Origin of the sequence: Sphingobacterium zeae, from assembly GCF_030818895.1 — a bacterium.
Taxonomy (GTDB): Bacteria; Bacteroidota; Bacteroidia; order Sphingobacteriales; family Sphingobacteriaceae; genus Sphingobacterium; species Sphingobacterium zeae.
In genome coordinates, this window is record NZ_JAUTBA010000001.1 from 3,368,888 (window position 1) to 3,390,757 (window position 21,870).

The following is a 21,870-nucleotide window of genomic DNA, read 5'->3' on the forward strand; positions in this document are numbered from 1 at the left end:
AAAGTACAAATATTTAAAGCCCAGAAAAATAATATGAGCCTTTTAAATCTTCCAGTAAAGTCGGATGGACCGGGGTCCAGTCCAGCATTTCCCTTGTTAGCGTACTTGAACTTTGATTGTCCAGTTTTGCAAAATGCGTAAACCAGGAAAAATGCTGTTCAGCTTCTTCGGCATTCAGTGAAATGAGTGGGATGTTGAGACGCTCGGCAATTTCAGCAGCGATTGTCTTAAGCTGAATTCCTTCTTCCGCTACAGCATGATATCTAGTTCCTTTTTCAAATGGTTTTTCAAGGGCTAGGCGGTAAAGCTTTGCTGCATCTAGGCGGTGCACAGCTGGCCAGTGGTTCTTTCCTTCGCAAATGATGGCTGAGACGCCTTTTTCTTTTGCTATTTTTATAAATAATGGAACAAAACCTATTTCATCCGCCTCACCGTGCACTGAGGGAGATAATCTGATCACCGAAACATTTACGCCTTTCGCAACCTGATCATCCGCTGCATTTTCAGTAGCAATCCTTGGATGCGGATGGTTCATCGCTCTGTCATTCTCCGTTGTTATTCCATCTTTTGAAAACAGCGCAGTTCCAGAAGTAATCAGAAAGGGTTTATCAGTTCCAACCAGCGCATCTCCGATAGCTTCGATCACTTTACTATCTAAAATGCACATTTCGGGAAAACGATTAAAATCGTGAACAAATCCTAAATGGATCACAGCATCGGAGAGTTTGGCTCCTAACTTTAAGCTTTCAAAATCCATCAGGTCACCAACATGGGGCTCTGCTCCTGCGTTAATTAATTTTTTAGCAGATTCTTCTGATCTTGCCAAACCTAGAACTTTGTGACCAGCTTTTAATAATTCCTGTACTACAGCTGTTCCTACGAAACCTGTAGCGCCTGTAACAAATACTTTCATATCCTAAATTATTTATAAACCAAAGTTCAGATTTGACAAACTTATAAATGTAGCCGAAAGTAGTTATGTTGTAGCCATAACGATATTGTTTGTATAAATATTTCGTCCTCTCAGCCTTTTAATCTGTAAAATTTTTCTCGAAAATGTTTTGTTTTGATCGGTTGCTGAACTGTATACTCTATAATTGAAATATTCTGTAGTCATTTGTAGATTTCCTCGATATTATCATATCAGTACAGATCTTTTGCTATTGAATGTTGTTCGCTTTAAGAATTTAGAAAGTAAGGACTTTCCACTTTTTTTTCTATTTTTAAGTATGAAAGAATCCAATCCAAGTCTTGGAAATGCTCAGGAGCTAACGATTAATGCCGTTCAGGCGCAGCTTAGGTCATTTGCCTACTTCTTGCCATTTGCGCTGATCTTTGGTTTTGCCTTTTACGCTCTATGGCCGCAAAAGCTTTCTATTGCGAATTATAAAGCCGCTTTTCCGTCAGGTACAGCTGGGATTGCCTCGCTGATACTCATTATTATCGCGGGGGTGATTGTACATGAGCTTATTCATGGCATCATTTGGGCTAGATATGCCGCCTCGGGATTCCGGTCCATTCGCTTCGGCATCTTATGGAAATCCATCACGCCTTACTGTCATTGCAAAGAACCGCTGAAGGTGAGAGATTATCAGATCGGTGCGGCCGCTCCCGGTATAATCCTAGGCATATTACCTTCGGTAGTCGCCCTGTTTTTAGGCAATATATTGTGGCTGGCATTCGGACTGTTTTTTACGATGGCAGCAGGTGGAGATTTAATGATTATACTTGTGCTCAACAAGCAAGGTAGGGCAAACTTAGTACAGGACCATCCCTCCAAAATTGGCTGCCTGATTTATCCCAAAGAGGGCCTGAACCGACAATAGAGTTGTCCAGCACGGAAGATTGTATGGAGATATTAGATGCGATATGCGAGTAATGAACCTACATCCGGTGCATATTGCTATACTTTATAATCTCGCATAGCGGTAGGATTTGGCTTACCGGTGCTAAATACGGTGTTATAGTTTCACTTATGGTGAGATATTTTGTAGTTTTAATGTAAAGTGAAAATATTTATATGAAACTGAATGTACCTACAGATTGCGATAATGCACCTAAAAGGAGATTAATCAAAGATTTTATAATAGCTCTGTATAAAAACGAATTTGAAACTATTGCTAATGGGATTGAAGATGAGTTTGAATTTAGAATAATTGGTCATAAAACAATTTCAAACAAAGAAGAATTAAGAAAGTATCTGAATAAAAATGTGGAAGCGCTTGAATTGACCTTAGATGAAGTATTAAGTCACGGTAAGTTTGGTGCTTGTAATGGAACGTATAAGACTAAAAAAGAAGAAATGTTTTTTGCCTATTTCTTTGAGTTTAAATCTGCAGGAAAAAATACAATTAAAATAATTTCTGAATATAAGATTGCCAATCATATCTACTCAAAAAATCCTCAGAGCCAAGAATAGTCAACTTGAGTACCAGCGTCGGCTCTCTTTCATTACTAAGTAATCCTGATTGGCCTGCCTACAACTATGCTAAATACGGAGTTTACGAAATATCAAAAGCGGCTCTAAAAAGGTACACAATCCAGCTAGCATATGAACTTTGTGATACAAATATTAAAGTAAATGCCGTTTATCCCGGACTTACGAAAACCGATTTTACATACTTTAATGGCGGCGAAGTCAATTAAAACATAAAATCCTCTTTACTGAATGCAAAGAGGATTTTTGTACCCGGAGCCGGAGTCGAACCGGCACGGTTTCCCACTGGTGTTTGAGACCAGCGCGTCTACCAATTCCGCCATCCGGGCATATCCGTTTGGGATGATGCAAAAGTAAGCAAAGTTTTTATTATTCCAAATTACCCTACCAATCATTTTTAAAACCCACTGATAATGAATAAGAAAATTTAAAAAAAACTTTTAACTGCCCTATCAATAGATTTAAAACGGCCTTTTTTACCTAATTTTAATTAGGAAACAATCAAATGATCATGGAAAAAGTAAAACTCGGAAATAGTGAAATTGAATTCAAACCGCTTGTCTTTGGTGGAAATGTATTTGGGTGGACCATAGATGAGAAGCAATCCTTCGCTCTTTTGGATGCCTTTGTCGATATGGGATTCAGCCTGATCGATACATCTAATAATTACTCGCATTGGGTGCCGGGGAACAGCGGATCTGAATCAGAAACAATCATTGGCAAATGGATCAACAAAAGAGATACGCGTGATAAAATTCAGATTGCTACAAAAGTCGGTGGACGCCGAATAGATAATAGCAAACCTAATCTGAAAAAAGAATATATCATTAAATCTGTGGAAGATTCGCTCTTGCGCCTGAATGTAGATACAATTGATCTTTATCAATCGCATCACGATGATCTGACAACACAAATCGATGAAACACTGGAGGCTTACCATCACCTGATCCAGACTGGAAAAATAAAATGGATCGGTGCATCAAATCTCAGTCCGGAACGTATTGAGGAATCGCTCCGGATTGCTGAAGAGCACAATTTGCCCGCTTATATTGCTATCCAACCGGAATACAACCTTTACGACCGAGTGAAATATGAAGAACAGTACGAACAATTGGCCATTGACAATCACCTGGGTGTAATCAGCTACTATTCGCTCGCCAGTGGCTTCCTCTCGGGTAAATACCGCTCTTTGGATGATATAAAAGAGGTAAAGCGCTACGATGCATTAAAAAACAGGTTTAATGCCCGCGGTCTACGTATTCTAGATGCCCTGGCTGAAATAGCCCATAGCCAACAAGCAAGCATGTCAACCATTGCATTAGCCTGGATTTTACATAGACCTTCGGTTACAGCGCCTATTGTAAGTGCAACCAGTATCAAGCAGCTCGAAGAACTCAGCAGAGCTGTCGAAATCAAACTTACACCTGAAGAGTGTTACCTATTGGACAAAGCAAGCTCTTAGTAAACTAAAATACAGGTAAATCAGGTTAATGACTTGAAAACAAATACATTAAACATTAAACAATCGCATTACCAAATAATATTTGGCCTAAAAGCATAGCGGACAATCAGACTGATTTAAATAGTAGAACATATTATTCACATAAAACACATAAAACCCTGTCTACCAAGAACAAAAAAAGTGCAGCAAAATAATATTTTGCTGCACTTTTTGATTCAATCGGGCTTTATTGATTTTGATTATTTATTTTTTTGCATTCAACAGCGACAGGACGGCAACGGGCACCATTGCACTGATATCGCCTCCATTAAACCAGACATCCCTAACAATGGACGAAGAAATATGAGCTGTTCCGGATCTACTCATCAAGAAATAACTTTCCACCTCATTATTGAGCAGCAGATTATTTTGAGCAATGGCATTTTCAAATTCGAAATCACTGGTATTCCGGAGCCCACGTAATATAAAACGGGCTTCAACCTGCCTACAGAACTCCACGGTTAAGCCTTTATATTTATGCACCTCAACCCCACTTACGTTGTTAAAAACACGACTAATTGAATCTACCCGTTCGTCGTGATCTAACATTCCTTTTTTATTGGCGTTATAACCTACCGCAATAATAATTTTATCAAATAGCGGCATTGCTCTTTCAACAAGATCTTGATGAGCTAAAGTAAAAGGGTCAAATGATCCCGGAAAAACAGCAATTTTCATATTAGTTAGTCTTAGCGTAAAAAGAAAATGATGAATACCCGTATTTTCTAGTTTCTATAAAATTTGGATGATCTTCCATCTGCCTTGTTGACGGATGCTCAACAACAAGGAGCCCACCTTCACGCAGTAATTGTTGGTCAAAAATTAGTTTTGGCAATTGTGGCAATTTAGGAATATCATAAGGTGGATCGGCAAAAATAAAATCATAAGTATGCTTACAGCTAGCAATGAATTTAAACACATCGGATTTCCTAGCTTTAATCTGCTCCAATTTCATCTTCTCCGCTGTATCAATGATGTATTGCACGCATTTGAAATGAAGGTCTATCGCATCGACATGCCCTACATCCCGCGATGCGAGCTCAAAACTAATATTCCCTGTTCCTGCGAAAAGATCCAGACACTCTAAACCATCAAAATCCAGCTTGTTCTGTAAAATATTAAACAGTGCTTCTTTGGCGATATCCGTGGTTGGTCGCACAGGTAAATTTGTTGGTGGATTGAGCCTTAAGCCACCTAAACGACCTCCGATTATTCGCATAGTATAGAATCAAATAATACATTATACGGAGTCAGATTTGATTCCACCTCCCTATCTGCCAATACAACTTTTGTTTTCAAATCCAATATTTCGATATCAGCAGTATACGTTGAGATACGTTTATAATAAGATTCATTTGGGATTTCCCCTGAAAGAAGCACTTTATTAATGGAATCGCCAAGGTTGAATTGCGTTAAGATATTAAGCACATAATAGCTAATATCATCCAGCGTATGAATTTCAAAACTATTATAGAGCTGAAAAACTCCGTTTTTAAACAGATAAAAGTCAACCGTATTTTCAGCCACAAAATGAATTCCTAAGACGCTGCCTCTAATCGAAACGCGCTCCTGTGCGCGGTCAAGCACAACAGCGAACTCGGGAAGTATCACAGCATCAGGAAACAACCTCTTCCATCTATTTAATAACAATCCATCAAACTGATATACAGCAACTAAATTAAGATTATCTAAAGAATAGCTAAATGTGTTTTCAAGATCGGATGTACCTAAAAATTGTAGATAATCGCTAATATTATCGCTTAGAAAAAATTCTTTTGGAATAAACGTAAAAGTCTGATGGGGTATCACAACGCGGACAAATCGAAACGGAAGGCTCATAATGCGTGTCGCATCCAAAATCGGCTCTTCTGACGGATACTCGATTACAATGGGGGCGACTGATTTTTTATCAACCACCGCCAACACATCTTTCTGAAAGCCGGCCTTGACCAAAAGATTGTACTCCGGTAAATAATGGATATTAAATTGTTTTGAAATATAATTCATTCGCTGAATTGTAAAGATTAAAACTTCTTAACGCAAAAATAGCTTTTTCTAGAGGATAAGACAAACCTTTTAAATAACTTTGAGGGTGTTCATCAAAAATCTGTTAATACAGCAATTTCCATGGCAGGCCACCGATCAGCAGTTGGAGGCCTTCGGATTACTGGAAGAATTTCTACTCGCTTTTGACAAGCAATCCTGCTTTGTCCTGAAAGGGTATGCTGGTACGGGAAAGACAACGTTAATTTCGACGCTGGTCAAAGTATTGCCAGCATTACGCAAAAAAGCTGTCCTGCTGGCTCCAACGGGCAGGGCTGCAAAAGTGATTACCTATTATTCGGGTCGCAAAGCACTCACCATCCATAAGAAAATCTATCGAAAAAAATCTGCTGTTTCATTTCAGCTGGATTTCACTTTAGCGGAGAACCTTTATGAAGATACGCTATTTATTATCGATGAAGCGTCAATGATATCCAATGCTCCTGTCAATGCATTTTCAGGAAGTCTTTTGGATGACCTGATCCGCTATGTGCAATCCGGGAAGAACTGTACCCTACTGTTTGTCGGAGATACCGCCCAGTTACCACCTGTAGGACTCCTGGACAGCCCCGCATTAAACCCAAGTTATCTTGAAAGTGAATTTCATCTCTGCGTTTATCCGTTTGAGCTGACCTCCGTTGTCCGGCAGTCCAGAGATTCCGGTATACTGTATAATGCGACAAAAATACGCGAAGAGATAACATCTGCAGAAGAAGATCAAGATAACTTTCCTTTTCCAAAATTCATAACTAAAGGATTCAAAGACCTTTACAGAATGACAGGTGAACGGTTAATAGAGGGGATAAACTATGCCTATGACAAATATGGACTCGAAAATACAATGATTATCTGCCGTTCAAATCGCTCAGCAAATTTGTACAACCAAAACATAAGGAACAGGATTTTGTTTCGGGACGAAGAACTGACCGGCGGAGATTATATTATGGTGGTGAAAAACAACTACTTCTGGCTGCAGGAAAACAACATGGGCGATGGGTTTATTGCCAATGGCGATATGGCCAAAGTACGAAAAGTAAGTAACATCCACGATCAGCATGGTTTTCGATTTGCAGATGTCACACTTGAATTTGTTGATATTGACGAAATAGAACCGATCACCTGCCGCGTGATCCTAGACAGCCTCTATACGGACAGTCCCAATCTGCCTTATGAGACCCAGAAGACACTCTACGAAGAGATTGCCTTGGATTATGCCGACATTATGGATAAAAAAGACCGCCTAGAAGCGATCAAAAAGGATCCCTATTATAATGCGCTTCAGATTAAATTTGCATTTGCAATTACCTGCCATAAAGCGCAAGGGGGCCAGTGGCCAATTGTCTTTGTCGACCAGGGGTATATAAACGATGAGATGTTGGATCTTGAATTTTTAAGATGGCTGTATACCGGAGTGACACGGGCAACAAAGGAGCTATTTCTCGTTAATTTCAATGAAAACTTCTATCCATCATAGGATTATTACACAAATCATTCGCAAAAGAACCTAATTATAGATATTTTTACAGCAAAAACCATTATTACACGATTATCTATATCATTATTTAATGCATAAGTTCTACTTTATCTTAGCAGCCAGCTTATTACCCTATATTGGCACTGCTCAACAGGCGAAAGAGGCACCTATAAAAGCCAACTATCAGTTGGCGGCAAAATTTTCCCCTGAAAAATTAAAGAAAATGATTTTTTCAACGAGTATCAAACCAAACTGGATCAATTTTTCTGATCGATTTTGGTATGATTATGCAAGCCCGCAGGGAAAAAACTGGTACATTGTTAACCCTGCCCTGAAAAAGAAAGAACTCCTTTTCAATAATGACGACATCGCCGCTCAAATTACTAAAATCGTTAAAAACCCTGTAGATGCGCAACATTTGGAATTACAAGGGCTTCGATTTACCAAAGATGAAAAGAAATTAAGATTTCAGGTTCAGAGTACGCAAGATACCGTGAAATCCAAAGATGAAATACAAAAACTCAAGAATAAGTCCGATACGACCAAGAAGAAACTCTTTTATCTGGAATACGATCTGGCAACAAAGTCTGTCTTAGAAATCAGTGATTCGACAAAAGTAAAACCACCGTTGGGTTGGGCGAGCTTCTCCCCCGATACCAATACAGTTTACTTTGCAAAAAGACTACAATTTGTATTGGATGGACAGATCCAATTACCTTAAAGCGGTAAAAAATGAAAAGGACAGCACAATTGTAGAACACCAGATTACAAAAGACGGTGTACAATATTATGCTTGGGGCGGCGATGAATACAGCACTACTACAGGTGAAGAAAAAGATAAAGACAATGAACCTAAACGTAAGCGGGTATGGATCAGCTGGTCGCCAGATGGTCGTTATTTTACCTTGAGCAGAAAGGACAACCGTTCATTAAAACCTTTGTGGGTAATCAATAATGTTGGCTCATCCCGCCCAACACTTGAATCGTATAAATACCAAATGCCAGGTGAGGTCGATTCGACAGAGACTGAACTCTATATCTTTGATGCAAATGCAAAAACTCCACGCCGCATCAATGTTTCCGCGTTTAAAAATCAGACCCTCTCAACCTGGACAAAAACTCCGGATAAAAATTCGTATAAGGAAGATTACTTTATCAACTACTGGTTAGGCACTAATGAAGAGTTTTACATTTCACGTTCTAGCCGCGACCTCAAACGGATTGACCTCCTAAAAGTCAATATAAATGGTACGGTAAACACCATTATCCAGGAGCGTTCCAATGTATATCTGGATGTTCAAAAACCATTGTTGATTGAAAATAAAAAGCAATTAGTCCACTGGTCAGAAAGAGATGGCTGGGGCCACTACTACCTTTACGACACGAATGGAAAATTGATCAATCAAATTACAAAAGGTGCCTTTCATACGGAGGAAATTACCGGTTTAGACCCTGCTTCAGGAACACTATTTTTTACCGCATCGGGCCGTGAGAAAAACGAAGACCCTTATTATTTACATCAATACAGTATAAATACAAATGGCGCTGGCATGAAACTTTTAAACCCGGGGAATTTTGATCACCAGGTGGAAATGAGTGAATCTTCAAAGTATTTTGTCAATAATTCCTCCAGGGTAAACACAACGCCCGAATCTGTCTTATACAATAGCAATGGACCAAAAAGTAATGACATTGGAAAAGGCCGATCTGTCGTTACTTTTTGCTGCAGGTTACAAATTTCCGGAACCTTTTAAAGTGAAAGCTGGGGATGGAACCACGGATCTCTATGGGGTGATGTATAAGCCATTTGACTTTGACAGTACCAGAACGTACCCCATTGTCGAATATGTTTACCCTGGGCCTCAGACCGAAGCGGTCAATAAATCCTTTGGAAGAAGCATGGACAGAATCGACAGGCTAGCACAGTTTGGCTTTATCGTCATCACCGTTGGTAACCGTGGTGGACATCCTTCACGTTCGCAGTGGTACCACACCTACGGTTACGGTAATCTACGCGACTATGGTTTGGAAGATAAAAAAGTAGCGGCAGAACAGCTTGCTGACCGTTATAAATACATCGACATTAACCGTGTGGGTATAACTGGCCACTCCGGCGGTGGATTTATGTCTACGGCAGCGATGCTTGTCTATCCTGACTTCTTTAAAGTTGCGGTGTCTGGTGCTGGAAACCATGAAAATCAGATCTACAACCGCTGGTGGAGTGAGCGTCATCATGGCGTCACAGAAAAAGTATCCGCAAAGGGCGATACCACATTCTCGTACCAGATCAATAAAAATACAGAGCTCGCAAAAAACCTAAAAGGCAGACTACTTATCGCTACCGGAGATATTGACAACAATGTACACCCGGCTAACTCCATTCGAATGGTCGATGCACTCATTAAAGCAAACAAAAGATTTGATTTCCTGCTGTTACCCGGACAAAGACATGGTTTTGGCGATATGACAGAATATTTCTTTTGGAAAATGGGCGATTACTTTAGCCAGTATCTGTTGGGCGATTCCAAAATGAACGAGGTTGACATGACCGAAATAAATCGAGAAAAACCACAAAAATAACGGTTGCATGACCTACGATGAAAAATTGGCATTTTTATCCGTTACCTTGAGATCTTTCGAGGTAACGGATTTTTCTTTGGATATTCTTCAAGGGATAACCCTGGCCGATCTGTTGAAAATCTCCTTAGAGAAAGATAAAAAGATAGCCTTTCGCGCCGCATGGGTTTTTGAAACCATCGTTTTAAAAAATACGGCACTGCTAAAACCGGTTCTTCCACAATTCCTGAATAATTTAAAAAAACAAAAGTATTGGAGCTGCCTTAGAAGTTACACGAAGGTTCTGCTATTTTTGACGTCGAATAAGAATAAAGAATATTCACTTGGGAATGAGGCAGAAGAAGAAATCATCGAGTACTCCTTCCAATGGATGATCGACCCTCCGTGTCCTGTCGCTGTACTGGTCAACTGCCTGGACATTTTAAATAACCTACGGAAAAAGCATCCTTGGATACAGGAGGAGTTACAGGCGCAGATAAGCTATTTTCAACGAACAAAACCTAGTCCGGCTTTAATGAGCCGGACCAATAAAATTATGCAGCAAAAAAACTAAAATATACTTTTCATTCGTGCTTAAAACAATGTATTTCCTTTCGAGTGATTGACACGGCCCAAATGCTTATAAGCAGCTTCTGTACATTCGCGACCCCGCGAGGTCCGCATGATGTATCCTTCTTGAATCAGAAAGGGTTCATAGACTTCCTCAATCGTACCTTCATCCTCCCCAACAGCTGTCGCTACAGTTTTTAGTCCGACAGGTCCACCCTTGAATTTGTCAATAATGGTTGTTAAGATTTTATTGTCCATCTCGTCTAAACCATTCTCATCCACATTAAGCGCGTGCAAAGCATATTTCGCTATTTCTTTATCGATGCTTCCGTTACCCTTTATCTGTGCAAAATCCCGTGTACGGCGCAGTAAAGCATTGGCTATCCGGGGTGTCCCCCTGCTCCTCCGCGCAATCTCGTAGGCCCCTTCCTCAGATATCGGTGTGTTTAAGATATGAGCCGAGCGCAGCACGATAGTAGTCAGCAGTTTTGCATCATAATATTGTAAACGTGAATTAATTCCAAAGCGTGCGCGCAGGGGGGCCGTCAACAGACCCGAGCGCGTGGTGGCACCAATCAAAGTAAACGGATTCAGCGAAATCTGTACAGACCGTGCGTTGGGCCCTGTCTCCAGCATGATGTCAATTTTGAAATCTTCCATTGCCGAATAGAGATATTCCTCCACCAAAGGGCTTAAACGGTGGATCTCATCGATAAACAAGACATCTCCTTCTTCCAGATTTGTCAATAACCCCGCTAGATCACCGGGTTTGTCCAATACAGGTCCTGAAGTAATTTTGATACCAACCCCCATCTCATTCGCAATAATATGCGACAAAGTCGTTTTTCCTAAGCCCGGGGGGCCATGCAGCAAAACGTGATCCAGCGCCTCGCCTCTCAGCCTGGCCGCTTTCACAAAAATATTGAGGTTTTCTAATATTTTAGCCTGTCCCGTAAAATCTTCAAAAGCCTGAGGCCGCAATGCCCGTTCAATATCACGGTCGGTATTGCTGAGACGTTCTGCATTTGGATCTAAATTCTCATTCATGGTGGCAATATTTTTAATTTCTCTTATAGCGTTTCCCGATACTACCTAATTTTAATTGGATAACTCCGAAAAAAGCTTCCTTAAAGATACTGGTGCTCATCTTTGATGTACCTTCGGTCCGATCTGTAAATATAATGGGTACTTCAACCACTTTAAAGCCATATTTTATGGCGGTGAATTTCATTTCAATCTGAAAGGCATAACCCACAAACTTAATCTTTTCGAGTGGGATTGCACGGAGGACATCTCTAGTAAAACACACAAACCCCGCGGTAGCATCCTGGATATTTATCCCCGTTATAAAGCGAACATATACCGAAGCGAAATACGACATCAGCACCCGGCTCATCGGCCAATTGACTACATTCACGCCCTTGATATAGCGCGAACCTATACTCATATCAGCACCATCCACACAAGCCTGCCGTAAGCGAAGCAGATCCTCCGGATTGTGACTGAAATCTGCATCCATTTCAAAAATATAGTGGTAATGTTCGCGCGATAGCGCCCATTTAAATCCATGGATATATGCCGTTCCCAACCCCAGCTTCCCGATCCGCTCTTCAATAAACAAACGGCCGTCAAATTCATTAAGCTGTAAATTCTTGATGATGGTCGCCGTTCCATCCGGGGAACCATCGTCAACAATTAAAATATCAAATGCATGTGATAAGGAAAAAACTTTGCGAATGATTTTTTCAATATTTTCCTTTTCATTATATGTTGGAATGATAACTAAACTATCCGTCACTTTATTATATTTAAGACCAGTAAAGGTAATCATTTGCGTTAAATTCTAGTGCAGGAATTCGATGAAATATACAGGATAATCAACATTGCTCCGATGAAAAAGCAGTAAACCCTTCAAGCTCAAACCAACACACAGGCATCATAAATAAACGACATCTAGTAGGTTGCTCGCCATAAAAAGAAAAGCCCGTTACTTTGGGAGTAACGAGCTTTCATTAACCAATTATAAACTTAAATTATGAGACTGCAAATATGATTAAAATTGCTCTCAATTACAAATTTATTTGCGTTTTCATGCAACATTTTCAATACAATGTATATTTTAAATGTGCTAAATCGTTAATAAAACACGCATACTACCGCAATTTAACGATCTACCTCACCCAAAACAATATCAATAGACCCCAAGATCGCAATCAAATCAGCAATCAGCACGCCTTTTCCGAGTTCCGAAATCACCGATAGGTTATTGAAACTCGGCCCCCGCGACTTTACACGCAATGGAATATCTGATTTATCTTTTGTGACAAAGTAAAAACCCAATTCTCCTTTCGGATTTTCAGCACGGACATAATAATCCTGCGCTTTCAAATTTACTTTCTTCGGAACCAGAGCTCGCGGATCAAATTCAGCTGTACGTTTAAAGTCTTTCTGTAAACGTTCAAGACATTGCTCAACAATGCGAACGGATTCCTTGACTTCGTCTACCCTAACTTTATACCGGTCCCAACAATCGCCGATTGCGCCCATTTCACCTTTCCCGACAGGTATCTCAAAATCAATTTCGGGGTAAACCGAATAGCCATCTATGCGTCGCAAATCCCATTTTATTCCTGAAGCCCGCAGCATAGGTCCCGATACACCATAATTTATTGCAACGTCAGCAGGAAGTACCCCTATTTTAGCCGTACGCGAGATAAATATTTGATTCTGAGTCAATATCTCATCCAGTTCGACCAGTTTAGGTTTGAAGTAGGTAACAAATTCTGCACAGCGCTCTTCAAAGCCGACAGGCAAATCGTAAAACAAACCGCCTACCCAGATATAGTTGTACAACATCCTGGAGCCAGAAGCCCACTCGAGCATATTCATAATATGTTCACGGTCACGGAAACACCAAAGGAACGGAGTTGTTGCACCAATATCAATACCATATGTTCCAATAGCAATCAGGTGCGACGCAATTCGGTTGAGTTCACATACCAGCACCCGGATATACTCTATCCTTTTAGGTATTTTACGATCAAGACCAAGCATGCGTTCGACACCCATCACGAAAGCATGGCTATTGTTCATCGAGGCGAGGTAATCCAGGCGATCAGTAAAAGGAATTGTTTTTGCATAATTTAACGACTCGGCATGTTTGTCAAAACAGCGGTGCAGATAACCCAAATGTGGAACAACCTCTTTCACAATCTCTCCGTCGGTAATCAGCTGAAGCCGGAGCACGCCATGCGTTGATGGATGCTGAGGCCCCATATTTAACACCATTTCCTCACTGGATATCGTTGTAAGGTGTTTTTCATACCGCACTAACGCCTCTTTATATTTTGGATTCGCCATTTCGATCAATTAATATGGATGCCATGATATGTTTCTGCCTCTTGATAATCCTTGCGCAGAGGATGCCCTTCCCAATCGTCGGGAAGCAGAATCCTTCTAAGGTCCGGATGTCCCTCAAAATAAATCCCCATTAGGTCAAATGCTTCGCGCTCATGCCAATCTGCCGTACGCCATACCGAAGTAAGCGAAGGAATCTCAGGTAATTCGTCCAGTGAACGATGACCAGACAGCTCAACTTTTAAGACCAAACCGTGTTGATAAGGCAATGAATTGAGATGGTACACAACAGTAAAATGCGTTTGATAGTCCACCGCAGTAAGATTGCTCAAAAAATCAAAATACAAACCCTCCGTATCCCGCAGGAATAAACAGACGGCTACGATATCTTCCTTATCAATAAATAATGCAGGCTGCAGCCCATTGCGATCTTCTTTAAGAATAACTTGAGTTCCAAATCTGGAAACCAACATCGATTTAATTTCGTCAAATGTCATATTTACGGAGCTATACGCGTAATCTTCCAGGAATCAGACACTTTTTTATAAACGATACGATCATGCAGCCGGCTTGCACGTCCCTGCCAGAACTCGAAATAAATCGGTTTCAGTAGATAGCCGCCCCAATGTGAAGGTCTAGGTATAGCGTCGCTTCCAGTATATTGGTGTTCGAGTTGTTCCACCCTATTTTCCAAGAAACTGCGGTCGGGAATTTCGTGGCTCTGTGGGGAAGCCAGTGCCCCGATACGGCTCCCTTTAGGCCGTGATTGAAAATATTCATCCGAATCGGCCTCACTTACAAAATCAATAACACCTTCGATCCGGACCTGCCGCTGCAATTCAGGCCAGAAAAACAATAATGCAGCATGCGGATTAGCTTTCATGTCCTCCCCTTTACGACTCTCATAATTTGTAAAAAAGACTAAACCTTCTGCTACTATATCCTTCAATAGCACAACTCGTGAGGATGGCAAATGATGGGAAGATACGGTTGAAAGCACCATCGCATTGGGTTCGTTCACCTCGCTGTGAATAGCCGCATCAAACCATTTTTTAAACTGGTGGACTGGATCACGATCCACATCCGATTCAGATAGGCTACCTAATACGTAATCCTGTCTGATTGCTGCAATATCTTTGTGTTGAATGGACATAGAAACCTATATTTATGTCCTACAAACTTACTAAAATCATTGCTTTTTCTCTATAAAGTTAGTAGAAATTGACAAAATCCCAATTTTGGCACAAATCTCGCATAGTTCTTATTAAAAAAGATTAGATCAACAACTCATTAAAATACGCGCTATATGTTTACCGAACTTGACCCACAAAAAGGAAGTCTGTTAATTTCCGAACCGTTTATGTTAGACCCAAGATTCCTCAGATCCGTGATATTGCTATGTGAACATAATACGGAAGGATCTCTCGGGTTTGTTTTAAATAATCAAACCAATGTGCGCATAGGCCAATTATTGGAATCTATACCGGATTGCAATTTCCCCATCTACATGGGTGGCCCCGTGGCTCAGGAAAGTCTCTTTTTTGTACATAACCGTTTTGATTTGTTGCTGAGTGGCGAAGAAGTTGCTCCTGGAATCTATTTCGGGGGCGATGAAGAGAAGCTTATCGAAGCCATCCAGACGGATAGCATTAAAGCTGACGAATTAAAATTCTTTATTGGCTATTCCGGATGGTCTGCAGGTCAACTTGACGCTGAAATTAAAGAAAATAGCTGGGCTGTACAGAACAAATACCACCATCAGCTTATTTTTGAAGGTAACGGTGAATTGCTGTGGAAGGATGCCATTATTGGACTTGGACCCAAATATGCACATGTTGCCAACTTTCCACAGAGCCCTAGCCTGAATTAGGCTAAAGGGCTTTTGCTTGCTGACAGTCTACTTTAAGATACATTCAACGCAACACATGGACTTATGACAAAATAGGACGTTTCCTGCCATCATGTCTTATAGGAGCGATTTGGAACATAGATTGTATGTTGTAAACAAATCATAAAATTAAAAAATAGCGACATACAAATTATGAATCCAGAAAAAGGTAGTATTTCAATTCACACGGAGAACATATTTCCCGTAATCAAAAAGTTCTTATATTCCGATAATGAAATTTTCTTGCGTGAACTGGTATCTAATGCCGTTGATGCTTCTCAAAAAATCAAACGCCTGGCTTCTTTAGGTCAATATCAAGGTGAAACAGGTGAATTGATTGTAGACGTAAAATTTGATGAAGCTGCCAAAACCATCACTATTTCCGACAATGGTATTGGTATGACAGCAGAGGAAATAAAAAAATACATCAACCAGATCGCTTTCTCCGGAGCGACAGAGTTTATGGAAAAATTTAAAGAAGCAAATGATGCAAACGAAATCATTGGCCGTTTTGGTTTGGGCTTCTATTCCGCATTTATGGTGGCCGATACGGTGGAAATCGAATCCTTATCCTATCAGGATGGAGCAGAACCAGCCCATTGGACTTGCGATGGTAGTACATCTTACGAAATCTCTACAGGCACAAGAACCACTCGTGGTACTGATGTCATTCTACATATTAACGAAGAATCCACTGAATTTTTAAGCCAGGCACGTTTACAGACGATTTTAGATAAGTATGCTAAATTCCTTCCCGTTCCAATCCGTTTTGGTACAAAAACAAATTCTGAGCCGGATGGTGAAGACGAAGAAGGAAAACCAAAATACAAATCTGTTGCGGTAGACAATATTATCAATAATACTAATCCAGCATGGACAAAGTCACCGTCTGAATTAAAAGATGAAGATTATTTGGCATTCTATCGCGAGTTATATCCTTACTCCATGGATGAGCCTTTGTTTTGGATTCACCTCAACGTAGATTATCCATTCAACCTGACCGGTATCCTTTACTTTCCTAAAGTTAAAAATGAACTGGAGATCCAGCGTAATAAAATCAAACTGTACTCGAGACAAGTGTTCATTACCGACGAAGTGAAAGATATTGTTCCAGAGTTTTTGATGTTACTTCACGGTGTAATCGATTCTCCAGACATTCCGTTGAACGTTTCCCGTTCATTTTTGCAGGCGGACAGCAACGTTAAGAAAATCAATAGTTATATCACCAAAAAGGTGGCTGACAAATTGAACGAAATATTTAAGACTGACCGCAAAGGCTTTGAGGAGAAATGGACGGATATCGGCTTATTTATCAAGTATGGTATGCTAAGCGATGAGAAATTTGCTGAAAAAGCAAATGACTTCTGTCTGGTAAAAAATACGAAAAACGAAAGTTCTACCATCAAAGAATATTATGAGAAAGTCAAAGATATCCAGGTAGATAAAGATGGAAACATTATCTACTTATATACGCATGATGCTGCCCAACAAGATGGATTTATCCAAACTGCATTAAACAAAGGTTATGATGTACTGACACTCGATGGTCCACTAGATACGCACTTTGCGGCTTATATGGAGGAAAAGGGTGGCGAAAAGGTGCAACTGAAACGTGTAGATGCTGACGTTATCGATAAATTGATTCAGAAAGATGAAAAGGTCGACCTGGCTCTTTCGGAAGAAGAATCTAAAAAAGCGCTGGAAGTTTTCGAAAAAGCAATTTCACGCCAAGATATGAAAGTTGAAGTTGATGCGTTAAATGAGGGTGATCTGCCTGTATCGGTAACAATTGATGAATTTATGCGCCGGATGAAAGAGATGGCTAAGACAGGTGGTGGTATGAATTTCTATGGTTCATTGCCCGACAATTATAAGGTAACTGTCAACGGTAACCATCCATTGATCAAAAGAATTTTATCAGCATCGGACGAAGAGGGCTCAAAACTAGCAAAACAGGCTTTTGATTTAGCACTTTTATCCAGAGGTTTATTGTCTGGGGCCGATCTAACATCTTTTGTAAAGAGAAGTGTAGAAATGATATAAGGGCATTCCTTTTACAAAAAAAGGCGGTTTCTTTCATAAGAACCGCCTTTTTTAATAAAAATTGGAAGTAAAATGTAGCTTTGGGCGTAGCGAAATGCTTATCCGCACCGCTATGCACGCATTTCGACGTTTTTTATCAAAATTTAATAAACTAATCTTCACCTAGTTGGCTTTAAACGCTGTTTTTTTTTAGTCAAATATTTGGAGGGAATAGGGTTTAATCGTACTTTTGTATCATCAAAATCACGGTAGGTATAGCTCAGTTGGTTAGAGCACTAGATTGTGGTTCTAGGGGTCGTCGGTTCGAGCCCGATTACTTACCCAAAAAGGCAGATCAAATGATCTGCCTTTTTTAATTTTACAGGTTTCTGCAAAACATATGCTCCTTGACCAGCTACCCAATATCCGAACAAACTTCAAAGACACATCCTTCTCTATTTCAATCCAGGTACAGGATCCATTAGCCCCGGATGTCGCGGATCATAAATAGCCACAGCAACTTTAGAGTCTGCACAGCCGTAATATAAAAACCATTTTTGTTTAAAAAACACTAACCCTTCAATAAAAACCGTCCCGTCGATATATTGACCACTTTTTTCGAAAGGTTCCATGGGGCGTAAAAAAGGAACATCCATTCGAGCTAATACGCTTGTCGGATCTCGCGGATCAAATAGAACCTGACCTGCGGAATAGCTCTTTTTAGCAAAACGCATATCTCCTTTCTCAGCATGATTCTTACCATTGTATAACAACAAAATTCCTTTATCAGTCAAAACTGCCGGAGGACCGCATTCAGTCAATGCGCTATCGAAATAGCCATGCCTGGGCGAGATGAAGGCTTTCATCGCACCTCTATGGTCCATTATGGGTTCCCAGTCAATCAGATTATCGGATGTGGCACCATACACACCGTATTCCCCCCAGTACAACCAATATTTTCCGTTGATTTTTGAAATCACCTGCTTATTGCCTTTCAATACGGTCACAATTGAAGCCGATTTATGCGGTTCATTGATTAAATTGGGATTATTTTTCGATTGTTTAAAAATGGGGCCATACTTCACCCAGTGTTTCAGGTCAGTGGATATTGCTACACCGAGCCGAGGTACCTTTCGGTTCCACTGGGTGTAAAACATGACAAAACGCCCATCCTCTGTTTGCGCTATCCGAGGATCCTCCGTCCCGCCAGGCCATTCGTTATCCTGTTGGTCATCAGGAGCTGGGTAGAATACCGGTGTTTTGAGTCGTTCGAAATGAATGCCATCCGCACTGGCAGCGAGTCCCAGCCTGGAGGTACGGTGGCCAATCGCCTTTCCTGTCCGATCCTCCGCGCGATAAATGACATATACACTATCTCCCTTAACAACCGCTGCAGGATTGAAGGTATCGTTATCCTCCCATCGAATTTCCTTTCTCAGCATTGGATCATAAAATACCGAACTTGTATCAGGCTCAATAATTGGATTTACTCCTTTGGGCCGCTCAAAGCCCCCAAATACCCAATGTCCTTTTCTAAATTGGGCATCACGATGTACGTTACAGCCGCTTAAAACGACCACCAAAACAACGCCTGCAAATTTTACGATAGTATTCATAATTTCATTGATTTTTTAAACTTTGTATTACTTTTACCAATAACCTGTAAAAGCGGAAATTATAATTGGTCTCATTCTGTTTGCAATAGCCTGTTAATCTTTAAAGAAATAGAAAGCTGGATATTGCAATACATAGTATAAAAGTATATATTTATACCATGATCTCAAAACAGGAATGCCACTATTCATTACAGGTATTTTAGCACATCCGTTTTTCTTCAGCGCTCTCCGGTTTATCAACTTACGACAAAAGAATGGCGTAATCGGCTACCTAAAATACGTTAGAAATAAAAAGTCGGTGTGGGCGAGATAATAAAAAAAGCACTTGAGCTGTCTATAAATGAATTAATAACTGGCGTAATCTGCCTTAGTTTAAACACAATGAAATATACTCAAATTAACACAGGAATACTTAGTTTTGGCATGTCTGGACGTGTCTTTCACGCACCATTTATATATACAAATCCACATTTTAATCTCAGTGCTGTTGTGGAACGCTCGAAAAAGAACGCGCATCAATTCTATCCCGGAATCATAAGTTACGATACTATTGCGGACTTACTAGCTGACGAAACTATAGAACTGGTCATTGTGAACACACCAAATTATACCCATTTCCAATATGCCAAAGAGGCGCTAGAGGCAGGAAAACATGTATTGATAGAAAAGCCTGCGGTGGATGACACTACACAATTCGACACGCTTCTTGCCATCAGCAAAAAACAAGGTAAACACTTATTTTTCTATCAAAATAGACGCTATGATAGTCATTTTTTAGATCTTAAGAAAGTAATAGAAAGTGGAGAATTAGGAAAGCTGATTGAAGTGCATTTCAGATTTGATCGCTATAAAATGGAATTGGGACAAAAATACTTTAAGGAAGATACGCAGTATATTTCCAACGGTATCACTTATGACCTAGGCCCGCACCTTATTGATCAGGCAATCTCACTTTTTGGAAAACCGGTTAAATTTACCAAGACAACATCCATCAACAGACCCGATTCTAAAGTTGCAGATTATTTTCACTATCATCTTTATTATCCAGCTGGACTGAACGTGTATTTAACAGGCAGTTTACTTGTCGCCTCTCCGCAGCCCGCCTTTGTCTTACATGGTACAAAAGGGAGTTTTATCAAGAATATGACGGATGTGCAAGAACAGCAATTGCTAGATGGTATGCTGCCCGACGATCCATCTTATGGCCTTGAGCCAGCCGGCCTCGAGGGAAAACTTGTTACGATAGACGTATCAAATCAAAAACATGAGTCTTTAGTAACGCCACATACAGGAGATTACAATCAGCTGTTTGAAGCCATTTATGAAAGCTTAAGAAATAATATCGATTACCCTATTAAAGCGGATCAGATTAAATGGCAGATTCAATTGCTTGAAGCTGAAAACACCTAAGTTTTTAAACAATCAAATGGCAGCACGGTTCAAGAAAAATAATAGGTGCTGCCATTTTTAATTTGATTCCCAAAGGCATTCGTTCGGTTCAATATGGATCATCACATGACCAAGATCAGGAATATGCGCAACCAAATGGTCTTTGAGTTTATGCGCCAGCTCATGCCCTTCTCTTACCGTAATTTCACTATCGACAATAGCGTGCAGATCGACGTGATATTTAGCCCCCGATTTGCGGACAAAACATTTTTCCGTGGCCTTTATCCCATCTACTTTTAATGCTTCTTGCCGGATATTGTCAATGACCTCATCGTATACATTTTCATCCATGATCTCGCCAAGCGCCGGTCTGAAAATATGGTAACAGTTATAAAGTATAAATCCAGCGGCAAATAATGCCGCGTAATCATCCGCATTTTCATATCCCTTTCCGAGCAACAATGCAATAGATATCCCAATAAAAGCCGCAACTGACGTTATCGCATCGCTTCGATGGTGCCAAGCGTCTGCACGCAATGATGAACTATTTGTTTCTTTACTTTTCTTCATAACGATCCTGTAAGAAATTTCTTTCCATACAATGATGCCGCCGAGAACGATTAAGGTCCAAGGTTTTGGCAAGTCATGTGGCGTTCCTATATTCTCAATACTTTCATAAGCGATTATAGTTGCCGAAACAATAAGAAAACCGACGACAATAAATGTAATAAGGGGTTCTACCCGACCATGACCATACGGGTGATTGTCGTCAGCAGGTCGTTGCGCATATTTTAAACCCAGAAGGACGAGAAATGAGGAGAAAATGTCCGCTGTTGACTCAATTGCATCCGCAATCAGCGCATAGGAGTTTCCGAAGAAACCCGCTAGCCATTTTAATAAGGCCAGTAATGCATTACCCACAATACTAAAATAAGTCGTTCTGACTGCAGTCTGCTCTTGAAGTTCGGACATCGCTATAAATTAACTTGACACCGCGAAATTACTGTTTTTCTTTTC

The 21,870-nt window shown here is 40.3% G+C and carries 23 protein-coding genes and 2 tRNA genes; 13 read left to right on the plus strand and 12 right to left on the minus strand.

The features are described 5' to 3' along the window. Positions 1–13: 13 nt before the first annotated feature. Entirely contained in the window at positions 14–913 is a 900-nt protein-coding gene (locus QE382_RS14180) for an SDR family oxidoreductase (protein WP_307186476.1), read from the minus strand. Between the two features lie 184 nt (positions 914–1,097). On the opposite strand from QE382_RS14180, the gene QE382_RS14185 reads away from it, so the two are divergent. The 3 genes from QE382_RS14185 (at position 1,098) to QE382_RS14195 (ending at position 2,646) form a co-directional block, all read left to right on the plus strand. Then, positions 1,098–1,826 (plus strand): DUF3267 domain-containing protein, encoded by a 729-nt coding sequence (locus QE382_RS14185; RefSeq protein WP_307186477.1) that lies wholly within the window; start codon positions 1,098–1,100, stop codon positions 1,824–1,826. 194 nt (positions 1,827–2,020) lie between these two features. Continuing rightward, positions 2,021–2,419, plus strand: coding sequence for a hypothetical protein (locus QE382_RS14190; protein WP_307186478.1), 399 nt, complete (start codon positions 2,021–2,023; stop codon positions 2,417–2,419). Between the two features lie 5 nt (positions 2,420–2,424). Next, a complete protein-coding gene (locus QE382_RS14195) occupies positions 2,425–2,646 on the plus strand; it encodes an SDR family oxidoreductase (RefSeq protein WP_307186479.1) in 222 nt (73 codons plus the stop codon). A gap of 40 nt (positions 2,647–2,686) precedes the next feature. Here QE382_RS14195 and QE382_RS14200 read toward each other — a convergent pair. Next, positions 2,687–2,766 (minus strand) — tRNA-Leu (locus tag QE382_RS14200). A gap of 182 nt (positions 2,767–2,948) precedes the next feature. Between QE382_RS14200 and QE382_RS14205 the strand changes: the two genes are divergently transcribed. Further along, the gene (locus tag QE382_RS14205; protein WP_307186480.1) at positions 2,949–3,899 is read left to right on the plus strand and encodes an aldo/keto reductase; all 951 of its coding nucleotides are present in this window, start codon (positions 2,949–2,951) and stop codon (positions 3,897–3,899) included. A gap of 243 nt (positions 3,900–4,142) precedes the next feature. Here QE382_RS14205 and coaD read toward each other — a convergent pair whose 3' ends face one another. From coaD to QE382_RS14220, 3 genes are read right to left on the minus strand one after another with little or no spacing between them, the layout of a single operon-like run. After that, a complete protein-coding gene (gene coaD / locus QE382_RS14210) occupies positions 4,143–4,616 on the minus strand; it encodes a pantetheine-phosphate adenylyltransferase (protein WP_307186481.1) in 474 nt (157 codons plus the stop codon). 1 nt (position 4,617) lies between these two features. Then, positions 4,618–5,157: a 16S rRNA (guanine(966)-N(2))-methyltransferase RsmD gene (rsmD, locus tag QE382_RS14215; protein ID WP_307186482.1), complete on the minus strand. Its 540-nt coding sequence runs from the start codon at positions 5,155–5,157 to the stop codon at positions 4,618–4,620. Next, the gene (locus tag QE382_RS14220) at positions 5,148–5,945 is read right to left on the minus strand and encodes a DUF3822 family protein (protein WP_307186483.1); all 798 of its coding nucleotides are present in this window, start codon (positions 5,943–5,945) and stop codon (positions 5,148–5,150) included. The genes rsmD and QE382_RS14220 overlap by 10 nt, the downstream gene beginning before the upstream one ends. Positions 5,946–6,030: 85 nt before the next feature. Between QE382_RS14220 and QE382_RS14225 the strand changes: the two genes are divergently transcribed. The 5 genes from QE382_RS14225 to QE382_RS14245 all read left to right on the plus strand — a co-directional run bounded on the left by QE382_RS14225 (position 6,031) and on the right by QE382_RS14245 (position 10,585). Further along, positions 6,031–7,455, plus strand: a complete 1,425-nt coding sequence (locus tag QE382_RS14225) for an ATP-dependent DNA helicase (RefSeq protein WP_307186484.1) — start codon at positions 6,031–6,033, stop codon at positions 7,453–7,455. Positions 7,456–7,546: 91 nt separating this feature from the next. Beyond that, positions 7,547–8,176: a hypothetical protein gene (locus tag QE382_RS14230; protein ID WP_307186485.1), complete on the plus strand. Its 630-nt coding sequence runs from the start codon at positions 7,547–7,549 to the stop codon at positions 8,174–8,176. Further along, positions 8,154–9,209, plus strand: a complete 1,056-nt coding sequence (locus tag QE382_RS14235; RefSeq protein WP_307186486.1) for a DPP IV N-terminal domain-containing protein — start codon at positions 8,154–8,156, stop codon at positions 9,207–9,209. Before QE382_RS14230 ends, QE382_RS14235 begins: the two co-directional genes overlap by 23 nt. Next, positions 9,127–10,035 (plus strand): alpha/beta hydrolase family protein, encoded by a 909-nt coding sequence (locus tag QE382_RS14240; RefSeq protein ID WP_307186487.1) that lies wholly within the window; start codon positions 9,127–9,129, stop codon positions 10,033–10,035. Before QE382_RS14235 ends, QE382_RS14240 begins: the two co-directional genes overlap by 83 nt. Positions 10,036–10,042: 7 nt before the next feature. Beyond that, positions 10,043–10,585, plus strand: coding sequence for a HEAT-like fold family protein (locus tag QE382_RS14245; protein WP_307186488.1), 543 nt, complete (start codon positions 10,043–10,045; stop codon positions 10,583–10,585). A gap of 20 nt (positions 10,586–10,605) precedes the next feature. Here QE382_RS14245 and ruvB read toward each other — a convergent pair whose 3' ends face one another. The 5 genes from ruvB to pdxH form a co-directional block, all read right to left on the minus strand. Continuing rightward, a complete protein-coding gene (gene ruvB / locus QE382_RS14250; protein WP_209580257.1) occupies positions 10,606–11,628 on the minus strand; it encodes a Holliday junction branch migration DNA helicase RuvB in 1,023 nt (340 codons plus the stop codon). Positions 11,629–11,641: 13 nt separating this feature from the next. Beyond that, positions 11,642–12,379: a polyprenol monophosphomannose synthase gene (locus tag QE382_RS14255; protein ID WP_307188031.1), complete on the minus strand. Its 738-nt coding sequence runs from the start codon at positions 12,377–12,379 to the stop codon at positions 11,642–11,644. A gap of 365 nt (positions 12,380–12,744) precedes the next feature. Further along, positions 12,745–13,941: an NADH-quinone oxidoreductase subunit D gene (locus tag QE382_RS14260; protein ID WP_370877877.1), complete on the minus strand. Its 1,197-nt coding sequence runs from the start codon at positions 13,939–13,941 to the stop codon at positions 12,745–12,747. A gap of 5 nt (positions 13,942–13,946) precedes the next feature. After that, entirely contained in the window at positions 13,947–14,435 is a 489-nt protein-coding gene (locus QE382_RS14265; RefSeq protein ID WP_307186489.1) for an NADH-quinone oxidoreductase subunit C, read from the minus strand. Positions 14,436–14,437: 2 nt separating this feature from the next. After that, positions 14,438–15,091: a pyridoxamine 5'-phosphate oxidase gene (pdxH, locus tag QE382_RS14270; protein ID WP_307186490.1), complete on the minus strand. Its 654-nt coding sequence runs from the start codon at positions 15,089–15,091 to the stop codon at positions 14,438–14,440. Positions 15,092–15,244: 153 nt separating this feature from the next. Here pdxH and QE382_RS14275 point away from each other — a divergent pair, with 153 nt between their 5' ends. The 3 genes from QE382_RS14275 (at position 15,245) to QE382_RS14285 (ending at position 18,191) form a co-directional block, all read left to right on the plus strand. Then, positions 15,245–15,808, plus strand: coding sequence for a YqgE/AlgH family protein (locus tag QE382_RS14275; RefSeq protein WP_307186491.1), 564 nt, complete (start codon positions 15,245–15,247; stop codon positions 15,806–15,808). Positions 15,809–15,979: 171 nt separating this feature from the next. Next, complete coding sequence (htpG, locus tag QE382_RS14280) at positions 15,980–17,869, plus strand: molecular chaperone HtpG (RefSeq protein ID WP_307186492.1); 1,890 nt, start codon at positions 15,980–15,982, stop codon at positions 17,867–17,869. A gap of 248 nt (positions 17,870–18,117) precedes the next feature. Further along, a tRNA-His gene (locus tag QE382_RS14285) sits at positions 18,118–18,191 on the plus strand. A 112-nt stretch (positions 18,192–18,303) separates the two neighbouring features. On the opposite strand, the gene QE382_RS14290 is transcribed toward QE382_RS14285, so the two are convergent. Next, positions 18,304–19,464: a beta-1,2-mannosidase gene (locus QE382_RS14290; RefSeq protein WP_307186493.1), complete on the minus strand. Its 1,161-nt coding sequence runs from the start codon at positions 19,462–19,464 to the stop codon at positions 18,304–18,306. Between the two features lie 381 nt (positions 19,465–19,845). On the opposite strand from QE382_RS14290, the gene QE382_RS14295 reads away from it, so the two are divergent. Beyond that, a complete protein-coding gene (locus QE382_RS14295; protein WP_307186494.1) occupies positions 19,846–20,874 on the plus strand; it encodes a Gfo/Idh/MocA family protein in 1,029 nt (342 codons plus the stop codon). Between the two features lie 57 nt (positions 20,875–20,931). On the opposite strand, the gene QE382_RS14300 is transcribed toward QE382_RS14295, so the two are convergent. Beyond that, positions 20,932–21,825: a cation diffusion facilitator family transporter gene (locus QE382_RS14300; RefSeq protein WP_307186495.1), complete on the minus strand. Its 894-nt coding sequence runs from the start codon at positions 21,823–21,825 to the stop codon at positions 20,932–20,934. Between the last annotated feature and the right edge of the window lie 45 nt (positions 21,826–21,870).

Excerpts from the sequence above, each read along its gene's own strand:
- QE382_RS14295 (WP_307186494.1), top strand. The coding sequence starts at position 19,846 with ATGAAATATACTCAAATTAACACAGGAATACTTAGTTTTGGCATGTCT.
- htpG (WP_307186492.1), top strand. The coding sequence starts at position 15,980 with ATGAATCCAGAAAAAGGTAGTATTTCAATTCACACGGAGAACATATTT.
- QE382_RS14290 (WP_307186493.1), bottom strand. The coding sequence starts at position 19,464 with ATGAATACTATCGTAAAATTTGCAGGCGTTGTTTTGGTGGTCGTTTTA.
- QE382_RS14240 (WP_307186487.1), top strand. The coding sequence starts at position 9,127 with ATGGACCAAAAAGTAATGACATTGGAAAAGGCCGATCTGTCGTTACTT.
- pdxH (WP_307186490.1), bottom strand. The coding sequence starts at position 15,091 with ATGTCCATTCAACACAAAGATATTGCAGCAATCAGACAGGATTACGTA.
- ruvB (WP_209580257.1), bottom strand. The coding sequence starts at position 11,628 with ATGAATGAGAATTTAGATCCAAATGCAGAACGTCTCAGCAATACCGAC.
- QE382_RS14235 (WP_307186486.1), top strand. The coding sequence starts at position 8,154 with ATGGACAGATCCAATTACCTTAAAGCGGTAAAAAATGAAAAGGACAGC.
- QE382_RS14230 (WP_307186485.1), top strand. The coding sequence starts at position 7,547 with ATGCATAAGTTCTACTTTATCTTAGCAGCCAGCTTATTACCCTATATT.
- rsmD (WP_307186482.1), bottom strand. The coding sequence starts at position 5,157 with ATGCGAATAATCGGAGGTCGTTTAGGTGGCTTAAGGCTCAATCCACCA.
- QE382_RS14245 (WP_307186488.1), top strand. The coding sequence starts at position 10,043 with ATGACCTACGATGAAAAATTGGCATTTTTATCCGTTACCTTGAGATCT.
- QE382_RS14190 (WP_307186478.1), top strand. The coding sequence starts at position 2,021 with ATGAAACTGAATGTACCTACAGATTGCGATAATGCACCTAAAAGGAGA.
- QE382_RS14260 (WP_370877877.1), bottom strand. The coding sequence starts at position 13,941 with ATGGCGAATCCAAAATATAAAGAGGCGTTAGTGCGGTATGAAAAACAC.
- QE382_RS14205 (WP_307186480.1), top strand. The coding sequence starts at position 2,949 with ATGGAAAAAGTAAAACTCGGAAATAGTGAAATTGAATTCAAACCGCTT.
- QE382_RS14265 (WP_307186489.1), bottom strand. The coding sequence starts at position 14,435 with ATGACATTTGACGAAATTAAATCGATGTTGGTTTCCAGATTTGGAACT.
- QE382_RS14300 (WP_307186495.1), bottom strand. The coding sequence starts at position 21,825 with ATGTCCGAACTTCAAGAGCAGACTGCAGTCAGAACGACTTATTTTAGT.
- coaD (WP_307186481.1), bottom strand. The coding sequence starts at position 4,616 with ATGAAAATTGCTGTTTTTCCGGGATCATTTGACCCTTTTACTTTAGCT.
- QE382_RS14220 (WP_307186483.1), bottom strand. The coding sequence starts at position 5,945 with ATGAATTATATTTCAAAACAATTTAATATCCATTATTTACCGGAGTAC.
- QE382_RS14275 (WP_307186491.1), top strand. The coding sequence starts at position 15,245 with ATGTTTACCGAACTTGACCCACAAAAAGGAAGTCTGTTAATTTCCGAA.
- QE382_RS14180 (WP_307186476.1), bottom strand. The coding sequence starts at position 913 with ATGAAAGTATTTGTTACAGGCGCTACAGGTTTCGTAGGAACAGCTGTA.